Below are 16084 nucleotides of genomic sequence, written 5' to 3'. Positions count from 1 at the left end.
ATGTCCGACCAAGACAATACCGAACATGCAAGCCTGCTGTCGCAGACGGTGGATATCGTCTCGTCCTATGTTTCGAATAATACAGTCCTGCTGAGCGACCTGCCGCGGCTGATCGAAGAAACGTATGCTGCGCTCGAAGCTCAGGGCAGCGATGCCGCGTCCCTCGATCCCGAGCGGCCGAGGCCTGCGGTGCCGATCAAGAAATCGGTCCAGCCCGACTACATCGTCTGTCTGGAAGACGGCAAACAGCTCAAGATGCTGAAGCGGCACCTCAAAACCGCCTACGACATGACGCCGGAAGAATACCGGGAACGCTGGAACCTGCCTTCGGACTATCCGATGGTCGCACCGAACTACGCGAAGCGCCGCAGCCAGCTCGCCAAGCAGATCGGTCTGGGCACCAGCGGGCGCAGCCAGGGCGGCGGGCGCAACGAATAGGCCGGGCCGCCGGGCGGCGATTTGCTGCCGCGGAATTCGCTTTCAGGATTCGCTTTCAGGACTCGTGTCTCCACCGCTGACGCGATAATCTGTCGCCGCTATGGGTCGCAGCGCCGGCGGAGGCGGCGGGGCGCGGCCCCGCCGCCTCCGAGGCCACGCCGGTGGACGATGCCCGACCGGATCGAAAAGCTGTGTAACGAACGCGGCCTGCGCATGACCGAACAGCGCCGCACGATCGCGCGCGTCCTGTCCGAGAGCGAAGACCATCCCGATGTCGAGCAGGTCTACCGGCGCGCCGTCGAGCGTGATCCGAACATCAGCATTTCAACCGTCTACCGGACGGTTCGCCTGTTCGAGGAGGCCAATATCCTGCACCGTCACGATTTCGGCGACGGGCGCTCGCGCTATGAGGAAACGCCCGAGGAGCATCACGATCATCTGATCGATGTGCAGACCGGCGAGGTCATCGAATTCCGCAACGACGAGATCGAGCAGTTACAGGACCGGATCGCGGCGGAACTCGGGTATGAAATCGTCGACCACCGGCTCGAACTCTACGCCCGCAAGAAGAAGGGCGCATGATGCATTGCGCCGGCGCTGCACCCGGCGCGCGGCGGAACCGGGCGGCGGCGTAGCCCGGTCCGTCGATGACGCCGTTCCCCATCGCCGACCCGCGTGACGCCGAGGGTTTTGCCGCGCGCCAGATCGACGAGCGCGTCGGCCGGCTGCGGGTCCGGCTGGCCGAGACCGAAGCGGAAATCGATGCCGCCCTCGCGCTCCGGTATCGGATCTTCTACGAGGAAATGGCCGCCCGGCCGACCGGAGAGATGGCGCGGCTCAAGCGCGATTTCGACGCTTTCGACGCCCATTGCGATCATCTGATCGTGCTGGACGAAGATCTGGGCGTCGGGCCGGAAGGCGTCGTCGGCACCTATCGCATGCTGCGCCGGGCCGGCGCGGAGCGGGTCGGCGGCTTCTACTCCGCAGCGGAGTACGACATCGACCGGCTGGTGGCCGAGCCCGGCGAAATTCTCGAAATGGGCCGTTCCTGCATCGACGCCGCCCACCGGACAAGACGGGCCATGCAGATCCTTTGGCGCGGCGTATCGGCCTACGTCCTGTCGAACGACATTGCCTTCCTGTTCGGCTGCGCCAGCCTGCACGGCACCGACCCCGAAGAGGTCGCGCGGCCGCTCGCCTATCTGCACCACAACCACCTGGCGCCCGAGCGGTACCGGCCCGTCGCGGTCAATGACCGCTACGTCGATATGAATCTGCTGCCCGCCGACCGGATCGACAGGAAAGCGGCGTTGCGCGATCTGCCGCCGATGATCAAGGGATATCTGCGTCTCGGCGGCGGAATCGGCGACGGCGCGGTGATCGACCATGAATTCAATACGGTGGACGTTTGCGTCGTCGTCGATGTCGCCGCCGTCTCCGACCGGTACTACAAGCATTACACGCGCGAACTCGACATTCCGGGCCGGCGCGCTCCCGGTGACGCTGGGGGTGACGCTGGGGGCGACGCGACCGGCGCGGCCTCCGGTTGCTGAGGGCCGGCGGCGGCATGCTCTATATTTCCCATGTCCGCGCCACCGTTCGCCTGATCGCCTGTATGGCCTGGTTTGCGGTGCTGATTCCCGTCCAGGCGGTCAACCTGGCGCTGGGCCGGAAATTTGCACGGAAATGGCCCATCACCGTCTATCGCGTGTTCAACCGCCTGCTCGGCATCGGGCTGAAGGTCGCCGGCAAACCGGTGAAGAAGGGCCCCGTGCTCTATGTCGTCAACCACACGTCCTATGCGGATATCCCGGTGCTCGGCGCGCTGCTCGAAGCCTGCTTCGTCGCCAAGGCGGAGGTCGCCGGCTGGCCGCTGTTCGGCCTCTGCGCGAAGATCAGCGGCACCGTATTCGTCGACCGTAACCCGCGCCTTGCCGTCCGCCAGTCCGAACTGCTGAAGCAGCGGCTGACCGCGGGCGACAGCCTGGTCCTGTTTCCCGAGGGCACCAGCAGCGACGGCAATTTCGTCCTGCCGTTCCGCAGCGCCCTGTTCAGCGCCGCCGCCATCCGGATCGGCGACAGGCCGGTCGTCGTCCAGCCGGTCTCCGTGGCCTACACCCATCTGGACGGCATTCCGATGGGCCGGCATCTACGGCCGTTCTTCGCCTGGTACGGCGACATGGAGATGGCCGGGCATCTCTGGCAGCTGCTGGGCATCGGCCGGTCGCGGGTCGAGGTCCGGTTCCACGATCCGGTGAACATCGACCGGTTCGCCTCGCGCAAGGACCTGTCGGCCTGGTGCCACGCCGTGATCGCTGCCGGAGTCGCCCGGTCGCTGACCGGGCGGGACCAGCCCGTCGGCGTCGGGCCGCCACTGCCGGCGGTCCGTACCGACGCCGGGGGAGCCGCGCCGTCCGCCGGGCCGGATCGGGCGGGAAAGGCCGCCGCTTGACACACCCGTTGCCGCGCTTACCGTATTGGGCCTCGAAGGCGCCGCCGTTGCGCCGCCGCCGGTAATAACGCCCGCATGCAGAAATCGGTCTATATCAAGACCTACGGCTGCCAGATGAATGTGTACGATTCCGCCCGCATGGCGGACGTTCTGGCGCCCCGCGGATACCGGCAGGCCGAAGCGCCGGAGGATGCCGACCTCGTCATCCTGAACACCTGCCACATCCGCGAGAAAGCGGCCGAAAAGGTCTATTCCGAACTCGGGCGGCTGAAGCGGATCAAGCGCGAACGCCGCGCTGCCGGCAAGGATGCGACGATCGCCGTCGCCGGCTGCGTCGCCCAGGCCGAAGGCGCGGAAATACGCCGGCGCGCGCCCGCGGTCGATCTGGTGTTCGGCCCGCAAAGCTATCACCGCCTGCCGGATTTGCTGGCCGAGGCCCGGCGGACCGGCAGCGCCATCGGCCAGGAATTCGAGGCCGACGAGAAGTTCGATACCCTGCCCGAGGAAAGTGCCTCCCAGGGCCCGTCGGCCTTCCTGACCGTGCAGGAAGGCTGCGACAAGTTCTGCACCTTCTGCGTCGTGCCCTACACCCGCGGCGCCGAATATTCGCGCCCGGCCGCGGCCATCCTCGCCGAAGCCCGGCGCATGGTCGCCGGGGGCGCGCGGGAGATCGCCCTGCTGGGCCAGAACGTCAACGCTTATGCCGGGGAAGCGCCCGGCGGGATTGGGAGCGGGGCCGGCGGCGAGGTCAAGAACAGAGCCTGGGGCCTCGGCCGGCTGATCCGGGAACTGGCGGAGGTCGGGGAGCTCGACCGGATCCGCTACACGACCTCGCATCCCCGGGATATGGACGACGACCTGATCGCCGCCCACGCCGACGTGCCGGCCCTGATGCCGTATCTGCATCTGCCGGTGCAGAGCGGGTCGGACCGCATCCTGGCGGCGATGAACCGGAAGCACACGGCGGCCGACTACCGGCGGACGGTCGACCGGCTGCGCGCCGCTCGGCCCGACCTGGCCCTGTCGTCGGATTTCATCGTCGGCTTTCCCGGCGAGACCGACAAGGATTTCGCGGCCACGCTGAAGCTGGTCACCGAAGTCGGCTACGCCCAGGCCTATTCCTTCAAATACAGCGCCCGGCCCGGAACGCCGGCGGCGACGGCGGACGGCCAGGTGCCCGAAGCGGAGAAGGCCGCCCGGCTGGCCGCGCTCCAGCAGCTGCTCGAGGCCCAGCAGGCCGCTTTCAACCATGCCTGCATCGGCCGGACGATGCCCGTGCTGCTCGACCGCGCCGGCCGCAAGCCCGGCCAGATGGTCGGGCGCAGCCCGTGGATGCAGGCGGTCCATGTCATGGCGCCGCCGGACCGCTTCGGCCGGATCGCCGATATCGCGATCGACCGGACGACCGCCAACAGTCTTGCCGGGCATCTGGCGGCTGCGCCTGCCGCGCCGCCGCGCGCGCCTGTCGGCGCGGACCGGTCCGAAGGGGTTCGGGCCGCGTGAGCCGCAAGACGGCGACCGGAACGGTTCTGGCCGGCGCGCGTGACGGCGGCACGAGTCTGCGCTTCGAGGACAATGCGTCGATGTCGGCCCTGTGCGGCGCTCACGACGCCAACCTGGCCCGGCTGGAACAAAAGACCGGCGTCACCATCCACGCCCGCGGCAACCGCCTCACGGTCACCGGGCCGGAAGACGCCCAGGTCACGGCGGTCAGCGCCCTGAAGTCCCTCTACAGGGCCGCGAGCAACGGCGGCGCGGTCGCCCAGCCGGACGTCGACGCCGCCATCCGTATGGCCGGACAGCCGCCGGACCCTGAGGAGGCCGCCGACGTCACGATCCGGACGCCGAAACGGACGGTGAGCGCCCGCTCGCCCGGTCAGGCCGCCTATGTCCGGGCGCTGCGGGCCTATGAAATGACGTTCGGACTCGGCCCGGCCGGCACCGGCAAGACCTATCTCGCGGTCGCCTGCGCGGTGAACATGATGCAGAGCGGGCAGGTCGAGCGGCTGATCCTGTCGCGGCCGGCGGTCGAGGCGGGCGAGCGCCTGGGCTTCCTGCCCGGCGACCTGCGCGAAAAGGTCGATCCCTATCTGCGGCCGCTCTACGATGCGCTCTACGAGATGCTGCCCGGCGACCGCGTCATGAAGAAGCTGGAGAGCGGCGAGATCGAGGTGGCGCCGCTCGCCTTCATGCGCGGGCGGACCCTGTCCAACGCCTTCATCATCCTCGACGAGGCGCAGAACACCACCCCGATGCAGATGAAGATGCTGCTGACGCGCCTCGGCGAGAATTCGCGCATGGTCGTGACCGGCGACCTCAGCCAGGTCGACCTGCCGCGCGGCGTCCGTTCCGGCCTGCGCGACGCCGTGGACATCATGGACGGCATGGACGGCGTGGGCTTCGCCCATTTCGGCCATGTCGATGTCGTACGGCACGATCTCGTTTCGAGAATCGTTCAGGCCTATGACGCAAGGGACAATGCCCAGGGCAGGCTGAACCTGGAACCGGAAGAGGAAGCGCCGGCGCGATGACGGCCCCGCAGATTGCGTTCGATCTCGCCCCGAACTGCTGGCGGATTGCCGACGGCGATGCCGAAGCCCTGTGCCGGAGGGCGGTCCGCGCCGCGGCCGCGGCGCTGCCCGGCCTGGACCTGGCCGGATGGGAGCTCGGGCTCACGATCACCGACGATCGGGCAATTCGCGCCCTCAACCGGGACCACCGGGGACTCGACCGGCCGACGAATGTGCTGTCCTTCCCCCTCGATATGCCGGCGCCGGGGGGCGACGCCCCGGATCGGAACCGCCCTCCCGGCGGCCTGCTGGGCGATATCGTCCTCTCCGGCGAGACCGTGCTGCGCGAGGCCGACAGCCTCGGGCGGACGCCCGCCGATCATCTGACCCACCTCGCGGTTCACGGCATGCTGCATCTGCTGGGCTACGATCACGGCACCGCCTCCGAGGCCGCGCGGATGGAGCAGATGGAGATCGCAATTCTGGCTGGATTGGGCGTCGCCAATCCCTATGCTGGTTCACACGAGGCAGGGCCTCCCCTGGAGCATCTGGAATTGGAAAATGCCTGAAGATTCGGGCGACGCGCAGGAAAGCGCGTCCTCTGACAGTAGCACCGGCCGGACCGCCGGAGGCCCCGCCGCGCCGGCTCCGGCGGCCGGCCTGCCCGCCGTAGCCGGCAACGGCCATCGCGAACCGGCCGCGCCTGCCGGCGCGTCGTCCAGGCCGGCGCGCGGCCCAATCCAGCGCTTTCTGCGCAGTCTGCGCCGGCCGCGCAACGGCGAGCAGATCCGGGATACGATCGGCGAACTGCTCGATGACGCCGGCGGCCCGCAGGCGCCCATGGCGGCCGACGAACGGCGGCTGATCCACAATATCCTCCAATTGCACGATCTGACGGTACGCGACGTGATGGTGCCCCGGGCGGACATAACGGCGGTCGACCTGTCGACCGGCCTGCCGGAGCTGATCGAACTGGCGCGCAGCGAGACCCATTCCCGCCTGCCGGTCTACCGCGGCACGCTCGACGAGATCGCCGGCATGGTGCACATCAAGGATGTGTTGCCCTACTGGAGCAAGCGGCGCAGTTTCAAGCTTGAGAAAATCGTGCGCAAGCCGCTGTTCGCGGCGCCGTCGATGAGCGTGCTCGATCTGCTGGCGGAGATGCGCGACACCCGGATTCATCTCGCGCTGGTCGTCGACGAATATGGCGGGATCGACGGGCTGGTCACCATCGAGGATCTGGTCGAGGAAATTGTCGGCGAGATCGAAGACGAGCACGACGACGCCGAAAGCCCGAAAATCGAGGAAGTCCGCCCCGGGATCGCCGAGGCGGATGCCAGGGCCCGGCTCGAAGATCTGGAAGCGCTGTATGGCGATCTGCTGACCGACGAGGAACGCGACGATATCGATACCATCGGCGGGCTGGTCTTTCTTCTCGCCAACCGCGTGCCGACCCGCGGCGAACTGATTTCCCATTCGAGCGGCATCGAGCTGGAGGTGCTGCAGGCCGATCCGCGGCGCATCCATCGGGTGCGGCTGCGCAGGTTGCCGGCGCGGCGGGCGGAAGACAGCAGCGCACATTGACGGCCCCGCCGCCCGCCGATTTTTCCCGCCGGAACCGTGCTGCCCGACCGCACGGAAACCGCTGAACCGGCCGAACCCGGCGCCGGACGGCCAATCCCGCGAACGGGCTGGCGCGACGCCGTCCTGCCGATCGTCGCCGGCGCGCTCTGTGCCCTGGCCCAGCCGCCGCTGCATCTCCTGCCGCTGCTGTTCATCGGGTTCGGGTTGCTGTTCCTGCGGCTGGGGGCGATAGACCGGCTCGGCCCGGCCCTGGCCGCGGGATGGCTGTTCGGCATCGGCTATTTCTCGGCCGGTCTCTACTGGCTCGGCCTGCCGGTGGTGATCGACGTTCCCGGCGATTTTGACAGGGACCTGCTGCTCGTCGCCGGGCTTGCCGGTTTCCCGGCGGCGGCCATCGCGGCCGGCGCTCTCGGCGCGCGGCTGGCCGGCCGCAGGCGGATCGGCCGTCGATGGGTCGGCGCCGTCGCCGCCGCCCTTGTGCTGGCGCTCTGGATCGCGCTCGCCGTCGCGGTTCTGCCCGGCCGGTTCACCTGGATGATCCCGTTCAACGTGTTCGGGCTCGGCGCCGTGCTCGCGGCGACGACCGCCGTTGCGACCGGCATCGCATGGCGGGCCGCGCCCGGCGGCGGCGTCCGGCGCGTGCTGGCGCTGGCCGCCGCCTGGGCGGCGCTGGAATGGGTGCGCGGCGTCATCCTCACCGGGTTTCCCTGGAATCTTGCCGCGGCGGTCTGGGCCGAGTTCCCCGGCGCGGCGCAGTCCCTGGCCTGGTGGGGGCCGTTCGGCTTGAGCCTGGTGACCGTCGCCCTGGCCGCGCTCCCGGCTGCACTGATCGGCAAGGCGGCGCGGAACCGGCGCACGCTCGCCTGGACGGGCGGCCTGACGGCGGCAACGGCCGCCGTGCTCGTCATCGGTTTTTTTACCATTCCGGCCGCGGTCGAGGCGGTGCCCGGCGTCCGGTTGCGTATCGTGCAGGGCGCCGTCGCCCAGAGCCTGAAATGGCGGCCCGGCGCCCGCCGGCCGATCCTGCTGCGCTATGCGGCGCTCACCCGGTCGGACGGCTTTGACGGGATCACCCACGTCGTCTGGCCGGAAACGGCGCTGCCCTACCGGCTTCAGACCCGCCACGCGGTCGTGTCCGTCGAGGGCGATGTCCGGAAACTCCTGCTCGCCGCCGTTCCGGACCGCGGGGTTCTGATCACCGGCGCCAACCGCGACGCCGGGCCCGACACCTGGAACAGCATCCATGTCGTCGATAAATCGGGGAAGCCGGTCAGCACCTACGACAAGCATCATTTGGTCCCGTTCGGCGAATATGTGCCGGCGCGAGCCTTTCTCGGCCGGATCGGGGTGACGAAGATTGCCCACGGGCGCCGGGACTACGCCTTCGGCCCGGGGCCGGGCAGCATCGCGGTGCCCGGCGCACCCGACGCCAGCCCGCTGATCTGCTACGAGGCGATCTTCCCGGCCGAAGCCGTCGGCGCGACCCGGCCCGGCTGGCTGTTGAACCTGACCAACGACGCCTGGTTCGGCAACAGCGCCGGGCCATACCAGCACTTCGCCGCTGCGCGCCTGCGCACGATCGAACAGGGCCTGCCGATGGTGCGCGCCGCCAACACCGGGATTTCGGCGGTGGTCGATCCCTGGGGCCGCGTGACCGGCCTCCTGCCGCTCGGCGCCCGCGGCGTGCTCGACGCCGACCTGCCCAGAGCCCGCCCTCCGACGCTCTACGCGCGCTACGGTGACTTCGTATTCCTGCTGCTGTTGCTGGCGGTTGCGGCGCTCGTCCGCCTCGCGCCGTGCCGTCCGACGCCGGAACCGCACCCGCCCTCCGATCCGTAGGTGAGGGTTTCAGGCCTTCCCCTACAACGCCGGACGGGGACGCCGGCCTGCCATGCCGTCCACGCCGGCCCCTCGGGTTGCGCCGCCCGTTCGCGCTCATTAATGTCCGGCCCGGTGCCGCGTTCCAGGACGGGCCGCGGCAATCGGGAGGAGAATATCTGTGCCCAGTGCAAACTATCTGTTCACCAGCGAATCCGTATCCGAAGGCCATCCGGACAAGGTCTGCGACCGGATATCGGACGCCGTCGTCGATGCCTTCCTGGGCGCCGACCCGGAAGCCCGGGTCGCCTGCGAGACCCTGACGACGACCAACCGGGTCGTCATTGCCGGCGAATGCCGCGGCCCGGCGCCGCTGGTCGATGCCGAGGGCAACGTCGACAAGGGCCACATCGCGGAGATCGCGCGGGCTGCCGTGCGCGACATCGGCTATGAGCAGGAGGGGTTCCACTGGCAGAAGGCTGACGTCGCCGTGCATCTGCACGGCCAGTCCGGCGACATCGCCCAGGGTGTGGACGCGGCCGGCAACAAGGACGAGGGCGCCGGCGACCAGGGCCTGATGTTCGGCTACGCCTGCACCGAGACCGAGGCGCTGATGCCGGCGCCGATCCAGTTTTCGCACCAGATTCTGATGTCGCTCGCCGAAGCGCGCCATTCCGGCGCCCTGCCCTTGCTCGGCCCGGACGCCAAGAGCCAGGTGACGCTGCGCTACGAGAACGGCAAGCCGGTCGGCGCGGCTTCGGTCGTCGTCTCCGCCCAGCATTCGGAAAAGATCGACGCCGATGCCGTGCGCGAGATCGTGCGGCCCCATGTCGTCAACGTGCTGCCGGACGGCTGGATGTGCGACGAGGACGAATTCTACGTCAATCCGACCGGCCGCTTCGTGATCGGCGGCCCCGACGGCGACGCCGGCCTGACCGGGCGCAAGATCATCGTCGATACCTATGGCGGCTCGGCGCCCCACGGCGGCGGCGCCTTCTCCGGCAAGGATCCGACCAAGGTGGACCGCTCGGCAGCCTATGCCGCGCGCTATCTCGCAAAGAATGTCGTGGCCGCAGGCCTGGCGGAAAAATGCGTGATCCAGCTGGCCTACGCGATCGCCGTTGCCAGACCCCTTTCGGTCTATGTCGATTTCGCAGGGACCGGGCAGGTTGACGAGGAAAAGCTGTCCGATGTCCTGCAGGAGTTGATGAACCTGTCGCCCCGCGGCATCCGCGAGCATCTTGGCCTCAACAAGCCGATCTACGCGCGCACCGCCGCCTATGGGCATTTCGGCCGCGAGCCCGATGGCGACGGCGGGTTTTCCTGGGAACGGACCGATCTGGTCGATGACCTCAAAGGAGCCTTCTAGGCCGGGTCCGGAAGCGGGCGAAGGGCCGGCGGGGCCCAAAGAATCGCATCCGGGCCGCAGCGCTGAGCAGCGGTTCCACGGCCGCCGCCGGGGCCGGCCCCTGCGCAAGGGCCGCGCTGCGCTGGTCGAAACCCTGCTGCCGCAACTGCGGGTCCGGCTGCCGGCGGACGGTACGCTCGACTTGCCGGCGCTTTTCGGGACGCCCCGGAAGGCCTTCTGGCTGGAAATCGGTTTCGGCGCCGGCGAACACCTGGCCTGGCAGGCCGAGACCCATCCCGAAATCGGCTTCCTCGGCTGCGAGGCTTTCGTCAACGGCGTGGCGTCCCTGCTGCGCCATGTCGAGGAACGGTCGCTCGCCAATATCCGGATATTCGATGACGACGCGAGGCTGCTCCTGACGGCGCTGGCCCCGGCGACGATCGAGCGGCTGTTCCTGCTCCACCCGGACCCATGGCCGAAACGCCGGCATCGCGGCCGCCGCTTCGTCCAGAGCGCGACGGTCCGGCGCTTTGCCGAACTGATGCCGCCGGGCGGCACGCTGCGCATCGCGACCGATCACCCGGTCTTTCTGGGCTGGACGCTCCGGATCATGGGGGAGCAGCCCTGGTTCGACTGGACCGCCCGGCGGGCCGCGGACTGGCTGGAACGGCCGGCGGACTGGCCGCAGACGCGCTATGAAGCCAAGGCGCTGAAGGAAGGCCGTCGCTGCACCTATCTGGGCTACCGCCGCAACGGGACACCGGCCTGACAGGACGCGACGCAGGCCGTGACATCGGGGAGAAATCCGGGCTATATCCCCGGTTCGACCCCGCACCCGGCAGGCTGCCGCCCGGACATGGTCCGGAATCGGTCGGGCCGGGCAGGAGACGGACCCCGATGGAACAGGTCTGCCCGGTAACCGGCGCCAGGCTCGACCCGGCGACCGACTACAGCGACCGCACCCTGATCATCTCCGGCGCCAGCCGGGGCATCGGCCACGCCACGGTCAAGCGGTTCCACGATGCCGGCTGGCGGGTCATCACCATTTCCCGCCAGTCCTTCGACAAGGCCTGCCCGTGGGAGCACGGCGCGGACAACCATGTCCGGATCGACCTGTCGGACCTTGTGGCGCTGGCAGAAGGCCTCGCCGTCCTGAAACACAAGCTGGCCGGCCGGCCGCTGACCGCGCTGGTCAACAATGCCGGCATCTCGCCGAAGGGCCGGGACGGCGAGCGCATGGGCACTGTCAACACGAGCCTGACCCAGTGGCAGGAGGTGATGACGGTGAACTTTTTTGCGCCGCTCTTGCTGGCGCGCGGCCTGATGCGGGAACTGCGCGACGGCAGGGGATCGATCGTCAACGTCACCTCGATCGCCGGCAGCCGCGTGCATCCCTTCGCCGGCGCCGCCTATGCGACCTCCAAGGCGGCGCTGGCCGCACTGACCCGCGAGATGGCCAACGATTTCGGCCCCTTCGGCATCCGGGTGAACGCGATTGCGCCGGGCGAAATCGACACCGCGATCCTGTCACCGGGCACCGAGGACCTGGTGGAACGGGAAATTCCGATGCGGCGGCTCGGCCTGCCGGACGAGGTCGCGTCGGTGATCTACGCGCTGGCGACGGATGTCGGGGCCTATGTCAGCGGTGCGGAGATCCACATAAACGGCGGCCAGCACGTCTGAATTCGATACGGCTGGCCTTAGGGCCGGCGGGGTGCGTCGCTGCCGTGCCGGCCCCGGCGTCGACCGGTCGAACCGCCGAAGTTCAGTTGCAGGCCCGGCCGCCCTGCCCGTCAGTGCTCGCGCCGGTCTTGCAGCCGGGAGCCCCTTTCGACCCGACGGTCTGCACCTTGCCCTGCTGCAGGCGCTCATTGGCCAGGCCAAGGGCGGCGTAGCGGGCGTCGACCTCCTTGCGATAGGCGAGAAACCGCTTGAGTTCACGGCCCTTGAGGTTCTTGCGCGCCGGCAGGGCGATCTTCATCGGGTTCACCTGCCGGCCGTTGCGGATCACCTCGTAGTGCAGGTGCGGGCCGGTCGAGCGTCCGCTATTTCCGACATAACCGATCGTATCGCCCTGCTTGACCCGCGAGCCGACCCTGAGACCGCGCTGAAACCGGCTCATATGGGCGTAGGCGGTCTGGTAGACGCTGCCATGCCGGATGCGGATGTAGCGTCCATATGTGCCGAACCAGCCGATCTTGACGATGGTGCCGTTGCCGGCGGCATAGATCGGGGTACCGGGGCGGGCGCCGAAGTCCACACCGGCGTGCAGCTTCGTAAATCCGAGAAGCGGATGCTTGCGATAACCGAACCGCGACGTCAGCCGGGCGCCGTCGATCGGCGTTTTCATGAGCGTCCGGCGGTTGCCTTGCCCGCGTTCGTTCAGATATTGCACCGCGCCTTTCGGCGGCTCGTAGACGTACAGCTTCCGGGCGTTCCCGCCGACGGTCAGCGACGTATAGACGATGTCGCTGTGCCGGACGATGCGGCCGGATTCGTCCTTCTGCGAGCGGTACATAATCTGGAATTTCTCGCCGCCATGCAGGTCGCGCTGGAAATCCACGGCAAAACTGAACAGGCGGACCATCTGGAGCATGATCCCCGGCGGGACGCCGGCCTTGACGCCGGCGCCGAACAGGCTGGTCTCGATCTGCCCGTCTGCCCGGGAATAGACGTGCGTGACGATCTTCTCGACCTTCCTTGCGGTAAAGCCGCCGGTCGCCTCCCGGGAGACATGGACCATCCGGTCGCTCGACGAATCGAACCGGTAGCCCAGGAAACGGGGATTCCCGACGCCGGGCGCCTCGAAAATCACCTTGAGTTCGAGACCGATCGGCAGCCTGCGCGGATTGTAGGTCTTTCGCAGGGCCCGGACCGCCCGCGCCGCCTCCTCGGCTCCGACCCCGGCGCGCAGCAGCATTTTGCCGAAATTGTCGCCGCGGGCGGAGACGACCATCCGGTCGACGGTATTCGGGGTTATCCGGTATTCGAGATCGCCGACAGCGCTCGCCGCCGCCAGTTCGATTTTTTTCGCGGGCCGGTAGATCAGGGGCTTCCGGAGTCCGCCGGCGCCGGCGGTGCTGCCGGGAGTCTTCGCATCCGCTTTCTTGCCGGCTTTCGGCGCCGCAATGTCGGTCTTTCCGGCATCCACAATCCGCGTCGACGGTGGCCCCGGGGTCGCGACATACCACGCGACCGCGCCGAGGGCGGCAGCGATCCCTAGGCCGCTTAGAATATTCGCCCGCCGGTCGGCCTCGACGCTTTCCGGCCGCGCCGCCAGCCGTTTCCATCCGCGCAGCGCGCCGTCGTCGCCTGCCGCCACGGCCTTCCCGGTCTTGCGCGCCTTCCGGGTCCGGCGGGTCGCGGCGCCCGACGTCTCTTCGGGCGCTGTCCGGTCCGGTTCGGGCGCGCTCGCCGCCGCCGTCCGATCCCGGTCAGCTGCCGGAGCGGACGCCCCCGTGGCAGGTACGTCCCTGCCGGGCGCGGACCTCTTCGAGCGGAGAAGCGGGGACCGGCCCGGGCGAAATCCCGACCGCTCCCTGGACCTCAAAAACTTTGGCGCCGCATCGTCCGGCGCGGCCGGCTCCGGCGCCCGGAGCGACTCCGCGCCCGCAGCGGCTGTTTTCGCGTCCGGCGCGCCCGAGCCCGCAATTCCGGACTCCGTGGGGCCGGTCTCCCAGGCGGTGGTTTCTTCCTCGTAGTGGGCCCGAACAGACGGGATATCTTCCTCACCGGCGATCGGGATGCTCAGATCAGGGCCGACGTTGCTGTAGTCGACCGGGCCGTTGCCGGAGGGAACCGGTCCCCTGGCGGGCCCGGCGTTGCGATTGTCCATGTCGCGGCGGGCGGGAAAACCGTTCCCGTCGACTCCGCCGCCGCCGGCATCCAGGGCGCCGGTCCCGTAGCGGGCGGCGTCCGGGCCGGCCCTCGCGGCTTCGCTGGATTTCGGCGCCTGTCCCGCTCCGGTGCCCGGAGCCCCGGATCGGCCGCCGCGGGCGGTCATGGCGCCGTTTCCTGTCCGGCTTCCTGCCCGGTTTCCTGCCCGGTCGGCCGGCTCCGGCATCCAGGGTATCTGGACGGCCCCGTCGTCGTCGCCCGAAACTGCGGCCTGGATCACGAATTCGGCCAGGTCGAGTTGCTTGCCCGACGGTTCGTCGAGCTCGGCGACGACGGGCGGCGATGCGTCCTCCGGCGGGGGAAAGTCCCGGCCGGTTCCGGCGTCACCGCGGTCAGAGCCGGGGCCGGAACCGGGGCCGTCGCCGCCCGAAACCGCGCCGTCCAGCGCAGCCGCGACGACGGACGCCGCAGGGTCGCCCTGCGGTGCTTTCGGTGGCGCGCCGCGGGACCCTTCGGTTTCCGGAATTTGCGGGTTCGCGGCCGGTCCGCCACGGTCGGCATCCGGAGACTCCGATGCCGCGGGGACGACCGGCTTGCGCTCCTCGGGCGTCATTCTGGCCGCGCCCAGGGCGGCGCCCATATTGGCCACATCGCGAATCCGTGCACGCCGCCGGCCCGTCCGGCCGATCGGACCGGCGGTCGTACCCGGCCCGGTATCCCTCAGGTCTGCGCTGCGGTCCGGCGTTCCGGTGTGCTCGGGTTCAGGCCCGGTTTCCGGTAGGCCGGCGTCTCCCCGCTCAATCGAGGAAAAATTGCCAGAACTATAAGAAATGCGACGATCGACCATACGCCCTCCAAAGGCGTTCCGCGTCTGCATCTCCCCCAATATGCCAAAGCCAGACTGCCCGGTTTCCGAAGCAGTTGCCGGCAGGAGCGACCCCGCTATGTCGCCGACCGGATCGTCGACGTTCGATCGACCGGCCCCCGGCTGGCTACGACAACCGCAACCGCCAAAAGCAATGCCGACGCTCCGCAAACCGCGCCGGCCCGCTGTTTGTTTCGAATTTACTGGTTTACCCGTGCCGGATTGTCAAGCGGGGAATCGTGGCGCGACGGCGGCCGGACGGCGTGTCCCCCGCCGCGCCGCCATGGCCGCCGTCCCGGCAACGAAACCCGTTCAGCGGCCTCAACCCTCGGCCCGGCCGGACGAAATTGCCCGGTTCCCGCGGGGCAAACGCTCCCGGGCCGCGCCGAAAGCCCCGCCGGGCGCGGAGGATGAATTATCGGGGCGGCGATCCCGCGGCAGCAGGTGCGGCATCCGCGCCACAGCGAAAAGAAACCGCAAAAACTTGGCGAAAGCGTTTGACACCGCGCCGCGGCGCCACATATAACCCGCGTTCTCGGCTGGGCCGAAGGCCCGGCCGTGCGCTCGCGCTTACGCAAGTTGATCTTGTGAGCGGTGGATTTGGAAGATCCGCCGGAGAGGCGGCGCGCTCTTTGACATTGTGGATATTGGAAAGGGATGCGCAGGCGGCGGTTCATCGGCCCTGGCGCGTGTCCGGGCTTGTCCGGCGCTTCGGCGCGGGGCGCGCTCGCGACCGCATGGGGAGAACCGCTCGATTGTGCATCCAGGAACGATCGACATTTTCCGGCAGTCCGCTGCCGGGAGATGCTCGCTCTATGTGACGCTTCAATTGAGCAGGTTCTTGTCAGTTTATGGACCGGGGTTTCCTTTCCCCGGTTCTTCAAACTCAACCTAAGAGTTTGATCCTGGCTCAGAACGAACGCTGGCGGCAGGCCTAACACATGCAAGTCGAACGAGAAGCCGCCCTTCGGGGCGGTGGAAAGTGGCGCACGGGTGAGTAACGCGTGGGAACCTACCCTGAGGTACGGAATAACGGCTGGAAACGGCTGCTAATACCGTATGTGCCCTACGGGGGAAAGATTTATCGCCTTGGGACGGGCCCGCGTCGGATTAGCTTGTTGGTAGGGTAACGGCCTACCAAGGCTCCGATCCGTAGCTGGTCTGAGAGGATGATCAGCCACACTGGAACTGAGACACGGTCCAGACTCCTACGGGAGGCAGCAGTGGGGAAT

At 68.6% G+C, this 16084-nt stretch carries 13 protein-coding genes and 1 rRNA gene; 13 read left to right on the top strand and 1 reads right to left on the bottom strand.

Going from position 1 to position 16084, the window contains the following annotated elements:
• The 12 genes from OXM58_03960 to OXM58_03905 all read left to right on the top strand — a co-directional run bounded on the left by OXM58_03960 (position 1) and on the right by OXM58_03905 (position 11833).
• Entirely contained in the window at positions 1–438 is a 438-nt protein-coding gene (locus OXM58_03960) for a MucR family transcriptional regulator (GenBank protein MDE0147504.1), read from the top strand.
• 168 nt (positions 439–606) lie between these two features.
• On the top strand, positions 607–1020 hold the full coding sequence (locus tag OXM58_03955; GenBank protein MDE0147503.1) for a Fur family transcriptional regulator: 414 nt from the start codon (positions 607–609) through the stop codon (positions 1018–1020).
• A 65-nt stretch (positions 1021–1085) separates the two neighbouring features.
• Positions 1086–1991, top strand: a complete 906-nt coding sequence (locus tag OXM58_03950) for a GNAT family N-acetyltransferase (protein ID MDE0147502.1) — start codon at positions 1086–1088, stop codon at positions 1989–1991.
• 14 nt (positions 1992–2005) lie between these two features.
• On the top strand, positions 2006–2890 hold the full coding sequence (locus OXM58_03945; GenBank protein ID MDE0147501.1) for a lysophospholipid acyltransferase family protein: 885 nt from the start codon (positions 2006–2008) through the stop codon (positions 2888–2890).
• A 75-nt stretch (positions 2891–2965) separates the two neighbouring features.
• Positions 2966–4393, top strand: coding sequence for a tRNA (N6-isopentenyl adenosine(37)-C2)-methylthiotransferase MiaB (gene miaB / locus OXM58_03940; protein ID MDE0147500.1), 1428 nt, complete (start codon positions 2966–2968; stop codon positions 4391–4393).
• 80 nt (positions 4394–4473) lie between these two features.
• Positions 4474–5421 (top strand): PhoH family protein, encoded by a 948-nt coding sequence (locus OXM58_03935; GenBank protein ID MDE0147499.1) that lies wholly within the window; start codon positions 4474–4476, stop codon positions 5419–5421.
• Positions 5418–5969: an rRNA maturation RNase YbeY gene (gene ybeY / locus OXM58_03930; GenBank protein ID MDE0147498.1), complete on the top strand. Its 552-nt coding sequence runs from the start codon at positions 5418–5420 to the stop codon at positions 5967–5969. The genes OXM58_03935 and ybeY overlap by 4 nt, the downstream gene beginning before the upstream one ends.
• On the top strand, positions 5962–6984 hold the full coding sequence (locus OXM58_03925) for a hemolysin family protein (GenBank protein MDE0147497.1): 1023 nt from the start codon (positions 5962–5964) through the stop codon (positions 6982–6984). The genes ybeY and OXM58_03925 overlap by 8 nt, the downstream gene beginning before the upstream one ends.
• Before the next feature lie 36 nt (positions 6985–7020).
• Positions 7021–8823, top strand: a complete 1803-nt coding sequence (gene lnt, locus OXM58_03920; GenBank protein MDE0147496.1) for an apolipoprotein N-acyltransferase — start codon at positions 7021–7023, stop codon at positions 8821–8823.
• 160 nt (positions 8824–8983) lie between these two features.
• On the top strand, positions 8984–10171 hold the full coding sequence (metK, locus tag OXM58_03915; protein MDE0147495.1) for a methionine adenosyltransferase: 1188 nt from the start codon (positions 8984–8986) through the stop codon (positions 10169–10171).
• Positions 10149–10919, top strand: a complete 771-nt coding sequence (locus OXM58_03910; protein ID MDE0147494.1) for a tRNA (guanine(46)-N(7))-methyltransferase TrmB — start codon at positions 10149–10151, stop codon at positions 10917–10919. The genes metK and OXM58_03910 overlap by 23 nt, the downstream gene beginning before the upstream one ends.
• Positions 10920–11047: 128 nt before the next feature.
• The gene (locus OXM58_03905) at positions 11048–11833 is read left to right on the top strand and encodes an SDR family NAD(P)-dependent oxidoreductase (GenBank protein MDE0147493.1); all 786 of its coding nucleotides are present in this window, start codon (positions 11048–11050) and stop codon (positions 11831–11833) included.
• Positions 11834–11915: 82 nt separating this feature from the next.
• Here OXM58_03905 and OXM58_03900 read toward each other — a convergent pair whose 3' ends face one another.
• Positions 11916–14627 (bottom strand): peptidoglycan DD-metalloendopeptidase family protein, encoded by a 2712-nt coding sequence (locus tag OXM58_03900; GenBank protein ID MDE0147492.1) that lies wholly within the window; start codon positions 14625–14627, stop codon positions 11916–11918.
• A 1112-nt stretch (positions 14628–15739) separates the two neighbouring features.
• On the opposite strand from OXM58_03900, the gene OXM58_03895 reads away from it, so the two are divergent.
• Positions 15740–16084: ribosomal RNA gene (locus tag OXM58_03895) — 16S ribosomal RNA — on the top strand; the annotation flags it as partial.

Source organism: Rhodospirillaceae bacterium, assembly GCA_028819475.1.
Taxonomy (GTDB): Bacteria; Pseudomonadota; Alphaproteobacteria; order Bin65; family Bin65; genus Bin65.
This window is presented reverse-complemented; position numbering and strand designations above follow the sequence as displayed.

Excerpts from the sequence above, each read along its gene's own strand:
- OXM58_03960 (MDE0147504.1), top strand. The coding sequence starts at position 1 with ATGTCCGACCAAGACAATACCGAACATGCAAGCCTGCTGTCGCAGACG.
- OXM58_03955 (MDE0147503.1), top strand. The coding sequence starts at position 607 with ATGCCCGACCGGATCGAAAAGCTGTGTAACGAACGCGGCCTGCGCATG.
- OXM58_03950 (MDE0147502.1), top strand. The coding sequence starts at position 1,086 with ATGACGCCGTTCCCCATCGCCGACCCGCGTGACGCCGAGGGTTTTGCC.
- OXM58_03945 (MDE0147501.1), top strand. The coding sequence starts at position 2,006 with ATGCTCTATATTTCCCATGTCCGCGCCACCGTTCGCCTGATCGCCTGT.
- miaB (MDE0147500.1), top strand. The coding sequence starts at position 2,966 with ATGCAGAAATCGGTCTATATCAAGACCTACGGCTGCCAGATGAATGTG.
- OXM58_03935 (MDE0147499.1), top strand. The coding sequence starts at position 4,474 with ATGTCGGCCCTGTGCGGCGCTCACGACGCCAACCTGGCCCGGCTGGAA.
- ybeY (MDE0147498.1), top strand. The coding sequence starts at position 5,418 with ATGACGGCCCCGCAGATTGCGTTCGATCTCGCCCCGAACTGCTGGCGG.
- OXM58_03925 (MDE0147497.1), top strand. The coding sequence starts at position 5,962 with ATGCCTGAAGATTCGGGCGACGCGCAGGAAAGCGCGTCCTCTGACAGT.
- OXM58_03910 (MDE0147494.1), top strand. The coding sequence starts at position 10,149 with ATGACCTCAAAGGAGCCTTCTAGGCCGGGTCCGGAAGCGGGCGAAGGG.
- OXM58_03905 (MDE0147493.1), top strand. The coding sequence starts at position 11,048 with ATGGAACAGGTCTGCCCGGTAACCGGCGCCAGGCTCGACCCGGCGACC.
- OXM58_03900 (MDE0147492.1), bottom strand. The coding sequence starts at position 14,627 with ATGGGCGCCGCCCTGGGCGCGGCCAGAATGACGCCCGAGGAGCGCAAG.